At 40.2% G+C, this 10,725-nt stretch carries 11 protein-coding genes; 2 read left to right on the plus strand and 9 right to left on the minus strand.

The genetic code is table 11. The features are described from left to right. Positions 1-56 precede the first annotated feature (56 nt). Together SYJ56_RS11460 and SYJ56_RS11465 are read right to left on the minus strand one after the other, a co-directional pair. Positions 57-530: a hypothetical protein gene (locus SYJ56_RS11460; protein ID WP_323834234.1), complete on the minus strand. Its 474-nt coding sequence runs from the start codon at positions 528-530 to the stop codon at positions 57-59. 22 nt (positions 531-552) lie between these two features. Then, positions 553-1,011, minus strand: coding sequence for a hypothetical protein (locus SYJ56_RS11465; RefSeq protein WP_323834235.1), 459 nt, complete (start codon positions 1,009-1,011; stop codon positions 553-555). Between the two features lie 169 nt (positions 1,012-1,180). Between SYJ56_RS11465 and SYJ56_RS11470 the strand changes: the two genes are divergently transcribed. After that, positions 1,181-1,396, plus strand: coding sequence for a YwbE family protein (locus SYJ56_RS11470; protein ID WP_323834236.1), 216 nt, complete (start codon positions 1,181-1,183; stop codon positions 1,394-1,396). Here the strand turns inward: SYJ56_RS11470 and SYJ56_RS11475 are convergent, their stop codons facing one another. The 7 genes from SYJ56_RS11475 to SYJ56_RS11505 all read right to left on the minus strand — a co-directional run bounded on the left by SYJ56_RS11475 (position 1,397) and on the right by SYJ56_RS11505 (position 8,247). Beyond that, a complete protein-coding gene (locus SYJ56_RS11475; RefSeq protein ID WP_323834237.1) occupies positions 1,397-1,861 on the minus strand; it encodes a YehS family protein in 465 nt (154 codons plus the stop codon). A 181-nt stretch (positions 1,862-2,042) separates the two neighbouring features. Continuing rightward, positions 2,043-2,480 carry a VOC family protein gene (locus SYJ56_RS11480; protein WP_323834238.1) on the minus strand — a complete coding sequence of 146 codons (438 nt, stop codon included), beginning with the start codon at positions 2,478-2,480 and terminating at the stop codon, positions 2,043-2,045. A 64-nt stretch (positions 2,481-2,544) separates the two neighbouring features. After that, complete coding sequence (locus tag SYJ56_RS11485) at positions 2,545-2,841, minus strand: hypothetical protein (RefSeq protein ID WP_323834239.1); 297 nt, start codon at positions 2,839-2,841, stop codon at positions 2,545-2,547. Positions 2,842-2,902: 61 nt separating this feature from the next. Beyond that, on the minus strand, positions 2,903-4,282 hold the full coding sequence (locus tag SYJ56_RS11490; RefSeq protein ID WP_323834240.1) for an MATE family efflux transporter: 1,380 nt from the start codon (positions 4,280-4,282) through the stop codon (positions 2,903-2,905). 119 nt (positions 4,283-4,401) lie between these two features. Next, the gene (locus tag SYJ56_RS11495; protein WP_323834241.1) at positions 4,402-5,127 is read right to left on the minus strand and encodes a 6-phosphogluconolactonase; all 726 of its coding nucleotides are present in this window, start codon (positions 5,125-5,127) and stop codon (positions 4,402-4,404) included. 32 nt (positions 5,128-5,159) lie between these two features. After that, entirely contained in the window at positions 5,160-6,548 is a 1,389-nt protein-coding gene (locus SYJ56_RS11500; RefSeq protein WP_323834242.1) for an MATE family efflux transporter, read from the minus strand. A 223-nt stretch (positions 6,549-6,771) separates the two neighbouring features. Continuing rightward, positions 6,772-8,247, minus strand: a complete 1,476-nt coding sequence (locus SYJ56_RS11505; RefSeq protein ID WP_323834243.1) for a calcineurin-like phosphoesterase family protein — start codon at positions 8,245-8,247, stop codon at positions 6,772-6,774. Between the two features lie 823 nt (positions 8,248-9,070). On the opposite strand from SYJ56_RS11505, the gene SYJ56_RS11510 reads away from it, so the two are divergent. After that, positions 9,071-10,681, plus strand: coding sequence for an amidohydrolase family protein (locus SYJ56_RS11510; RefSeq protein WP_323834244.1), 1,611 nt, complete (start codon positions 9,071-9,073; stop codon positions 10,679-10,681). Positions 10,682-10,725 lie beyond the last annotated feature (44 nt).

Raw genomic sequence — 10,725 nt, forward strand, 5'->3', positions numbered from 1 at the left:
AGATTCTTATTAAGAAAACTGCCCCTTTTTTTGTAAGCTAAAACACAAAACACTTTTTAATCCACCCTATAATAAATTATGCCCAACGAGCTTGCATACAATGGCATAATGGTATGTAACTCTGTGTTCTTATTTCTAAGCTCAAATACTCTAGACAGATTTTCTCCATCGACTATACTTAGCTCCTCCTTGTCTAGATACATATCATCACTTCCTTGGATCGTATAAAGTTCTAATATAGACACCATTATATTCCCGTTAATGATTTGAAAGCTTCCGGTTAAATATTCTCTAAATCCAATCAATTCATTTGTTTCCAAGTCTCTGAAAAAGGCTTCGGAATACACTTTTCCATTTGGTTCAAATTCAATGGAAAATACATACTCATACGGTCGATCTGCGCTTGTGTTTTCTACGACATTTTGCCACTGATTCTGAGTCAAAACTTCAGGGTTAACTTCGTCATCGTCTTTGCAACTGAAGAGAAAAAAAGCAATAGCGATTAGTGAGAAAAGTTTTTTATTCATCATAGCACGATACTTTTTGAAGAGTTTATTTGATTTTTAAATATGGTTTTGGGGGAGAGCAAAGCTCGTTGGGAGCACAGCTATAATATAACTTTGAATAGGTATCATTTATAGTATATCTCTCATGGTCTAAATAGTCTTCAATACTGGTTAAATCCTCCTTATCTACGTAGTCAAAATCAGGATTAGTCAAGTAAGCAGCCTCATTTTTTATAATTATTAGATTAGACCCTTCAATACTATAAGTTCCTGAAAATACGCTCTGATACCCTAAAACCTCGCGAGAGCCTTTTTTTCTGATAGTATTCATTCCTTTGATAGATCCATCAGTACTGATTTCAAAAGTACTTGCACCATCAAATTCTGAACCTTTAGTTACTAATTCCCAAGTTCCAATCAGTGTTTTATCCGGATTCTTATCTTCATTATTGCAGGAAAGGACCAGAATTGCAAGAAGTAAAAAACACAATACATTTGTTTTCATATGGAAAGAGATTAGGGCAGAAGAAATATGTGATTAACAAAAAGAAAATCAACACGTTAATTTAAAACGGAAATACCTGACAAAACGCTACAACTTAAAGAACTGGTTAAAACTATTTTAGGATCAAAGTCATCAATAAATTGAACTTTCATTTAAGAAATTATACCTCATGGAAAAGAAAACTTTACCGGGAAGTATCCGGAAAAATATACAAATCGATAGCGAAGTCACAATTGTACAGAAACACCATCAGCGGACAGGGGAACTTACGGAAGGCTTTGTGAAGAGAATTCTAACCTCCTCTCCCACGCATCCGCATGGTATCAAAGTAATGCTCGATACTGGTGAAGTAGGAAGGGTAGTTGATGTTTTTATTGAGGATTAATCACTCGGAAGGGCGGTATTTCTCCTGTAGTCCTTTTAGGAAATTCCTTAAGATCTGGTCTTTACAAGGACGAAATTGAGCTTGGCCTGGCTTTCTGAAAAATGCACTCAATTCATGCTTGCTGATGGTTCTGTCTACAGATTCCAGTATTTCCAATATATCCTCATCACGAAGATTTAAAGCTATTTTGAGCTTACGGAGAATGATATTGTTGTTTAATCTTTTCTCTGCGACAGGCTGATCACCATCTTTTTTGCCACGCTTGAGTATGATTAATCCATTCAAAAAAGTCGCCAATTCTTTATCATACATCTCTTCAAACTCCGGTTCATCATCCCGCTTGAGCCAGTTGGCGACCAATTCCCGATCTACCGTTTCCCCTCCTGATTTGATGATTTCTATCATTGTGAAATCATTGAAGTCAAAAGTATAGCGAAGGCTACGGGCTACGTCATTATTGGTCATGGAGCTTACTAATTCTTGGTTGAAAGTTTAAAATTAGGCTTTTTTTAGAGAAGTCTTTAACCGCGGTGGACACAGAGTCCCAGTAGCTATTGGGATACGCAGGAGAGCACAATGCATAGTCCGGGTTAAAAATAAAACAGCCGGAAATGTGAGTTCCCGGCTGTTCTATAAGTCAGTTTGTTTAAGCTTGATGCTGATTCTGAGCAAAACCGATCATCCAATTTATCCCAAATCGATCAGTCACCATCCCGAAATAATCGCCCCAGAAAGTATTATCCATAGGCATGGTCACACTACCTTCAGCGGATAGCTTCTCAAAGAAAGTATCCGCTTTTTCCTTGGAATCGGTGCTTATGGAAATAGAGAAATTATTACCAACAGTCAGTGGTCCACCATGTCCGGCTGTATCACTTCCCATCAGAACACATTCCTTACTGATTGGTAAACTAATGTGCATGATTTGATTTCGAAACTCATCAGCAACAGGATAATTGGGATCATCTGGCATGTCCGAGAATCTACCTACATGGGCAAACTCGCCTCCAAAAACTGAGCGATAAAAATTGAAGGCATTTTCACAATTACCTTCAAAAGTCAAGTACGTGTTTATTGTTGTCATAGTGTTTAGGGTTAAATTATATGATTAAAAACTTATAATATTCTTCAATCAGTGGAATGGAAAATTAAGATTCCTGAGACATAATCAATCGATCAATACATCCGTCAATTTGCTCCAAAGCGCTGTTTTCAGTCTTGTAAGCTGCCTGTACTTCTTCGCTGGTCGCAAAGCAAACAGGGGAAGTAGCGGTACCAATTTGAGGAACTAGTACTTCAATACCAGTAGATTTGAGTGATTGAATTACCTGCATCCGGGCTCTAATTCTTTCAAGCAAAAGTTTGCTGTCTGGAATTGGTGAAACTCCATCAGCGCTTAATGCTTCCGTTAATTTTTCTAGAATATCTACCTCGGACTGCATCATGATAACCTAATCATTTACAAGCACTTAATTTAATAAAATATTGTGACTTGAAGTCTGTTCATTATACCTCCGTTAGTTTCCATTTGCCCTTTCGGAAGAAATAAAGAGAGACCAAGGAATGAAAACTATGGCTAAATGAGATAGAGATGAATATTCCCAAATGAGCTAATCCGAAAGGGAAAGCGAGCACATAAGCAAGCGGAATCTCGATAAACCAAAGCACACCTATATTTATCCAGGCTGGAGTTTTAGTATCACCGGCACCATTGAAAGCCTGAGTCAACACCATTCCGACCGCGAAGAAAACATAGCCTAAAACGACTACCCAAAGCCCTTGCGCAGCCACTGCCTGAACCTCTGGAATATCGGTAAAGAAACCAGCTAACTGTTGATTGAATAATAAATAAATACCTGTCACCGAAGCCATGAAAATCACGGTGTATCTAGTCGTCATCCAAACTGCTTTTTCAGCCCGATCTGGTTGCTTGGCTCCTAGATTTTGGCCTACCAAAGTAGAGGCCGCTCCTGACAATCCCCAAGCAGGTAAAAGAGTGAAAATCAATATCCTAAAAGCAATAGTAAATCCCGCTAACGAAGCTGAACCAAACTCAGCATTCATTCGGGTGAGTGCTATCCAAGAAACCGAATCGATCAGGAATTGCCCCATTCCTCCCACGGCTATCTCCATGATTTTCTTGATGATTTCCCAAGAGACTACAATGTTTTCCTTAAGAATTTTCAGCTTATGCTTACCATTAAAAAGATGGTACAATTGATACACCACGCCTATTCCTCTGCCGAAAGTAGTAGCAATGGCTGCTCCTTCCAATCCATAGCCTGCACAGTTTCCAATTCCAAAAATCAGAATCGGATCCAAGATCATATTCAATCCATTGGCAATCCACAGTGATCGCATAGCATGATGCGCTTGTCCAGCTCCCCGGAACGCTCCATTCAACAAGAACAAAAGCATAATAGCAGTATTGCCCGCAAAAATAATCCGGGTATAACTCACACCAGTTTCGATGACTTCCGCCTCTGCTCCCATCAATCCCAAAACATCCGGAGCGAATACCCACCCCAAAATTCCAAGGATAATTGAAATTACACCTCCGACAATTAGCAATTGAAAAGCAGCTGCTCCAGCCTCCTTGTATTCCTTTTCACCGAATCTTCTTGAAATTAAAGCAGTGGCAGCCATACTGATTCCAAATCCCATCGCATAAACAAGCACTATCACAGACTCGGTCAACCCAACCGTGGCAATAGCATGCTCACCTAGCTTAGCTACAAAGAATATATCCACCACGGCAAAGGCAGACTCCATCATCATCTCCAGGATCATGGGAATGGCTAGTACGAAAATGGCTGTTTTGAGGGAGAGACTGGTAAAATCCTGCTCTTTGCCCCGCAGGGCATCTTTGATTAATTGCCAGGTCATGTGCTAAAAGGAAAAATATGAAAAGCCGAATTAAGTAAAATTTCTAATGATTGGAAAACAGCCTGAGTTAATAAAGAATCAACAAACGCATATCAGACACATTTTGTCGCTTTTCACCACTAAATACCACTTACTCCCATTGATTTCATATCTACTATGACATGAGCATTAGGATGAAGCCATAAAAGTGAAGCTGGTAAATCTGTTCTTATTTTCCCTTCTAGTAGTAAATCCAAAGCTGGCTTTTTCCCTTTTCCCGTGATAAAAAGTATGATCATTTTCGAACCCATGATATTCCCAATTCCCATAGTCATACCTTGGTTAAGTGGAATCCCAACTTTCTCAATCATCCCACTTGCCAAGGTTACAGAATGAAGTTTGGCGACATGGCAATTAGGCTGAAGATATTCCGCCGGTTCATTCAGAGCAATGTGACCGTTGATTCCAATTCCTAGAATACAGATGTCTATTCCATCCGAATCGGCTATCTCATCCTGAATTCTCTTGCATTCAGCCTCTGGATCCTGAGTTTCTACTTCGAATGAAATGTATCGATCGCCTCCAATTCCCAGCTTTTTGAGAAGTTTATGTTGAATATCATACTCGGAAGTGAAGGTTGACTCATTGCTCAACCCAACCCATTCATCAAGTTTGATTACTTTCATCCAGTCAAAAAACCCATGTGAATTTTGATGCTTTTCTACCATCAACTCATAAAGTCCAGCTGGGGAATTTCCGCTTGCCGCACAGAAAAGAAGGTCCGGCTTCATCTCAAGCTCAGCATGCACTAACTCTGCTCCCAGTAGCGACATTTCCTGATAGTCTTTGCAATAGTGTATTTTCATTTCGATTGAATTATGTGGGGTGACATTGGATTTTATCCTAAGCCAGATTCCATCCACTCATTTCTATTTCTAAAGGTTCGTAGCTTCCAGTATCCGGTTTTGTAATAGGAAAATGCAACCAATGCTGCGACTAAGTTGGAAATTGGAAATGCCCACCAAATTCCCTCAAAGCTGAGTTCTGTCTTGGTTGAAAGGATAAAAGCAACCGGAAAGCGTACCATCCAAAGACTAAAAATCGAAATCAGCATGGAGGCCTGAGTAAAACGCGTTCCGTTGAATACACCATTCAGCACTTGCTGTACGCCTAGTAGTCCAAAGCTTAAACTCATAATTCTAATAAACTTTGCACCGTCTCTTATCACTTGAGGATCATTTGGAACAAAGAAAGCTGTCAGGATTTCTGCAAATAGAAATAGTATCAACCCAATTGCTGTTAGACCAAAAAAAGCAATTTTGGTGCTCAGATCACCTATTTTTTCAGCTCTCTTGATCTGACCTGCACCTATGTTTTGGCCCACCAGTGTAGTCGTAGCGATACCCATTCCGATGGATGGGACTATGACCAAACTTAGAATTCTAGCTCCAATTCCATAAGCAGCCACTATTTCACTTCCATAGCTGGTCACCAGCATCACCATCACAGTCATGGCTGCCGCTCTTGAGGATTGCTCCAAACTCGCAGGTATTCCCAATTCAAACATGCGTTTCACCCAGCGTAACTCAAGTTTCATGCAGCTCAGCTTGATTTTGATCCCCTGCTTTCCTCTGAATAAAATATAAAGACCTGCGGCGGCTGATAAACCCTGAGTAATGATGCTGGCGATAGCAGCTCCTGCCACACCATATCCTTCAATACTTCCGTAGCCAAAAATAAATAGAGGGTCCAGCACCAAATTTAAAAGCACAGTACCAAATACGATGTACATCGGCAATAGCACATTTCCAATTCCCCTCATTAAGGATTGGAAAACAAAAAACATAAAGAGGAAAACGAACCCAAAGGAAGAAACTTGAAAATAAGTGACTGAGTCCTTCAAAATCTCAGGCCCAGCTCCTACCAAACTCATTAAAGGGCGAGCAGCGACATATCCTAGAAAAGCCAGAAAAATTGAAATCAAAAAGACGATTACGACAGTCTGCGAAGCAGTAAAATCTATCATTTTTTTATCATTCGCACCTTTGTACTGAGACACGATTACTGTTCCCGCCAGCGTCAATCCCGCTCCCAATGAGAGTACCAAAAACAATATCGGAAAGCTAATACTTACTGCCGCCACTGCATTAGCGCCTAGCCTTCCTAACCAAAACGTATCTATTAACTGATAAGCCGTTTGGAGGATATTGGCCATAATAATCGGCCAAGCCAGGGTGAAGAGGCTGCGGACTATGCTGACCTCCGCCAGTTGATTTTTCTTACTCATGCATCATACTATTGAGATGGATTGGCCATTCACTCGAAGATGCCAGTAAAATTTGAAAATCAGAAGGAGAAGACTGTCTATTATTCCGTCTTAATGAGATTCTTAGACTTTAGGAGTTTTCGCTTTTCTGCTAATACAGGGACAAAAGCATCATAAGACTTGGCAAACTCAAGCCACTTCCGTCTCCCGTCATCTGTCTTCCGGCCAGATAAGCGAAGACACATTAAACCTTTTTAGAATACACATTTCCAAATCTATCCTTGGCTTCCACTACCAGATTCTCTTTTGACTCAGGGTTAAAAAAGAACATGTGATCATTTAACTGAGGCTCTACCCACTCTCTTCGCTGAGGAAGTTGAGGTCCCAGATGCAACTCTACACTTAATGGATCAACGGCAACAATCTTTTCTGGAGCACCTTTTTTGATACCATCCTCAAACCAGGAAATTTCCCAAGCGGGATCATAATTCCAACAATTCAAACTCATCTGGTCAGGAAAATCTTTGTGATATCCTTTGTCATAAACCCTAAACTGATCATTGATATCCAGGCCAGTTCCCTTGTATTGCCATTTCAGCTCAGAGCCTTTCGCCTCGTAGACGGCATAGCCATTAGGTGTGCCATCATAGCAAATAGGTCCTGACCACCATGCTCCACAGACAGTTCCATGACAATGTTCATAGACATGACCCGTGATCATATTATCATTGAAATGTGTATGTCCGGAGAGTAAATGTGCATTATACCCCTCCAAAACCTTATACAAATGATCCCGGTTGCTGACTGTACCTCCAATTGTATCCCGATCGGGATAGCGGGTCACAGCGCCTGTGTAGGTAGGAATATGCAATGCAACAACCACTGTTTTTCCCTTCTCCACATGAGCCAGATCCTGCTCAAGCCACGCCAATTGCTCCTCGCCAAGGTAGCCTATGTATTTATTCCCTATGTAAAACACATCATCCAAGACCACGTAATGTACTTCTCCTCTATTCCAAGAATAATAAGTTGGACCAAAGTGGCTGCTAAATGTCTGATTGCTTAATGCATCCGATCTGACACCCAAATCCATATCATGGTTTCCGATTACTTGGAAAAATGGCGTATCATACATCTGCACACTCTGGTTATATTCCTTAAATAATTCCAGATGATCAAACACCAAGTCACCACATCCAATCCCAAAAAGATTTGGATCATTGAGTGATTTGATCGTTTGCTGCACGTCTGGAGCGGATACGGTCAGCAGTTGGTTTGCTTCGAACTCATTCTGAATCTGTGTATCGGAAAGCAATAAAAAATGATGATTCCCGTCAGCTGAGCCAGATCTCCTGAGATCAAAAGCAATATTCTGATCCGTTTTTGTTTTATCTATTTTTTGGAAAAAATCAGCAGAACCATTCGCAAGCTTTTTTATCTCAAACCCGGCAGGAATAGAGATAAATACAAAGTCGCGGTCAGAGCCCGAAACCAATTCAAACTCACCTGAGGAATTTGTTACTACTACAGAACGACCATCTGAAACTGCCACTCGGGAAATACCCTTCCCATCATTCAGCACCTTTCCTCTTATTCTAATGGCTTTAAAAAGACTGGATTCAACTTGCTTCTGAGGACTGGCTAAAAGTGTTTCCTGAAGTCCAAAATACCCAACCGAGGTAAGGCCTAATGTTTTGATAAAATCGCGTCTATTAAACATGGTTAGTTGTTTGTTTCGGGTTTGTTTAAGCTTTATTTCTTAAAAATGCGAATTGCATCGATTTCTCAATAGCTCACTTATCAAACTTCGCAATTTGATAACCTACAATCAATCTAGAATTTAAGAATTCAACGGGAAGACTCATTGCATTTTATCCTAATCATCAGGAAATTAAGCCAAAGTTCTAGTAATAAGTATTTCAGTTTTTTTAAAATTTTTAAGCGATGAAATCGAGCATGACTCGCGAAACACATAGGAATTATTATCAAATATGCGAGATTCCATCCCGATTCTCGGGACAGGTAATGACCTATAAACTCAAATTATAAACACATGAAATATCCATGACGGCAGACAACAAACAGGGGGATGATTATATACAGGCACATACCGCATCAGCAGATTTGCTAGTTGTTAGGGCGCGCTAGCCTGTCCCGATAGCGAAGCGTATCGGGAGGGCGACGCAGCACGAGGGCGGAAGATTGCTGGCGTCTTGGCCTTTTGGTTCTTTTGGGCCAAGCCAAAAGAACAAAGAAATCGAGCCTGCCTGAGGCCAGGCTTGACTCAAGTGTCACACAGGAGGATATTTAATAAGCCCTGTAGTCAATCGACTATTTCTCAAGAAGAACTAAAAAATTTAACTTATAAACATGAATGGGAATTACATCCATTTCTCAATAGCTCATTTATCAAACTTCTCAAGTTGATAACCTAGCTCCAATTTTAAAAACAAGAGAGAAGTACTGATTCTCATTGCATTTTATCCTAATAATCAAGAAATTAAGCCAGCATTCGAACAATTGTTTTATCAAATTTTTAGGCTATGAAAAGAAAATTTTCTGATTTGCACTGTCACAACCATATGCGGGCACATCTTCACATGCAGGAAAAAAGAGAGGCTTACGAGAAAAAGGACGAATTCAGTCCTTGGACGGTAATTTCTTCCAATAGAACAGGTTATGTAAAAGGCAAAATGGGAGCTTCGTATAGTCAATGCGATCTGGTAAAAGCCTGGAATGGAAATGTTCGACTCACATTCAATTCTTTATATCCCCTTGAACGTCAATTTGTTTTGGGCTTGGACAAAATCAATAGCAGTGACTTGCTGAATATTGCCGTCGGAATCAGCACACATCACAAATTGCCTCTTCGGGATCTGATTCAGACATTTTATATGCGTATCCCACGCGTGACAGTCAATTATGTCCAATCCAAAAATTATGATTACTGGGAGTCTTTGAAGCGGGAACTTGAGTTTGTGCTCATGGATTCGGGAAAAACCATTGAAAGCAATAAAATCCATACTACGGGTGTTTTGCGGAGGATTTTTGAAAACGAGAAGAAGCGGGTAACCAAATTCAGAAACGAACTTTGGGCTGAAAATGCCCGGTACTTGATCCCTGATTCAAAGAACACTTTAGAAGAATCACTTCAGAAAGACGATGAGATTACTATGATCCTTACCATCGAGGGATCGCATGCGCTGGGAACGGATCTCCTGGAATCTGGAAAAATCACTATTGATGACATTTCTAAACGCATTCAAGAGATTAAAAACGACTGGAAAGTCCCAGTTTTCTTCATCACTTTTTCCCATCACTTCAATAACAATCTTTGCGGACATGCCCACTCTATTCCCGACAAAGGAAAAATCCTTCTGAATCAAGTTGATAAAATGAATGAGGGCTTTACGGATCATGGGAAAAGAATTGTGCTGGAATTATTGGGATTGGACGAAAAGCTTGAAAAAGATCCAAATCTGGGATACAGAATACTTATTGATATCAAGCATATGAGCGCTTGCGGCCGGCAGGAATATTACGATCAAATTGTCCGGCCTTGTCTTGCAAAAGGAGATATAATCCCCGTGATAGCTTCCCATTGTGGATTTTCTGGAGTTGAAACCTTACAAGAGCATATTGATTGCTTTCATCTGGAAAAAGATGATTTCACTGATAAAAGCAAAAAATTCAATGCCTGGAATATCAATGTCTGCAAGGAGGACATAGAAATGATCGTGAAAACAGGTGGTCTTTTCGGTCTTTCTTTTGACCAGCGCATTCTCGGCATCACCAAAGAGAATAAAAAATCCAAGCGAAATGGAATAGAACTTCTCTGGGATAATATCGAAGGAATAGCCAAGTCTGCGTATAACAATCCGAAACTCAGTGATGCGGAAAAGGCCAAAGTCTGGAAATGCATGACACTAGGCACTGATTTCGAAGGTCTTATTGATCCTATCGATCACTATCCTACTGTTTTGGAATTTGAGCTTTTTTCAAATAATCTCATTTTTGAAATCGAGCAAGCACGAAAAGATCCAAATGCCAAACATCTTGCTCATCTCAAATCACGGGAAGATACAGAAGCTTTGGTAGATGACTTTTGCTATAATAATGCGGAGGCATTTGTGAAAGCTAACTATCCTAGGTAAAATGGTTATCCTTAATGATGCCAGTAGCCAAATTTATTTGCTCA

This window comes from Algoriphagus aurantiacus (assembly GCF_035156405.1).
GTDB classification, from domain to species: domain Bacteria; phylum Bacteroidota; class Bacteroidia; order Cytophagales; family Cyclobacteriaceae; genus Algoriphagus; species Algoriphagus aurantiacus.

What these genes read in the sequence shown, in the direction of transcription:
- SYJ56_RS11460 (WP_323834234.1), bottom strand. Translation starts at nt 530, where the DNA reads ATGATGAATAAAAAACTTTTCTCACTAATCGCTATTGCTTTTTTTCTC.
- SYJ56_RS11465 (WP_323834235.1), bottom strand. Translation starts at nt 1,011, where the DNA reads ATGAAAACAAATGTATTGTGTTTTTTACTTCTTGCAATTCTGGTCCTT.
- SYJ56_RS11470 (WP_323834236.1), top strand. Translation starts at nt 1,181, where the DNA reads ATGGAAAAGAAAACTTTACCGGGAAGTATCCGGAAAAATATACAAATC.
- SYJ56_RS11475 (WP_323834237.1), bottom strand. Translation starts at nt 1,861, where the DNA reads ATGACCAATAATGACGTAGCCCGTAGCCTTCGCTATACTTTTGACTTC.
- SYJ56_RS11480 (WP_323834238.1), bottom strand. Translation starts at nt 2,480, where the DNA reads ATGACAACAATAAACACGTACTTGACTTTTGAAGGTAATTGTGAAAAT.
- SYJ56_RS11485 (WP_323834239.1), bottom strand. Translation starts at nt 2,841, where the DNA reads ATGATGCAGTCCGAGGTAGATATTCTAGAAAAATTAACGGAAGCATTA.
- SYJ56_RS11490 (WP_323834240.1), bottom strand. Translation starts at nt 4,282, where the DNA reads ATGACCTGGCAATTAATCAAAGATGCCCTGCGGGGCAAAGAGCAGGAT.
- SYJ56_RS11495 (WP_323834241.1), bottom strand. Translation starts at nt 5,127, where the DNA reads ATGAAAATACACTATTGCAAAGACTATCAGGAAATGTCGCTACTGGGA.
- SYJ56_RS11500 (WP_323834242.1), bottom strand. Translation starts at nt 6,548, where the DNA reads ATGAGTAAGAAAAATCAACTGGCGGAGGTCAGCATAGTCCGCAGCCTC.
- SYJ56_RS11505 (WP_323834243.1), bottom strand. Translation starts at nt 8,247, where the DNA reads ATGTTTAATAGACGCGATTTTATCAAAACATTAGGCCTTACCTCGGTT.
- SYJ56_RS11510 (WP_323834244.1), top strand. Translation starts at nt 9,071, where the DNA reads ATGAAAAGAAAATTTTCTGATTTGCACTGTCACAACCATATGCGGGCA.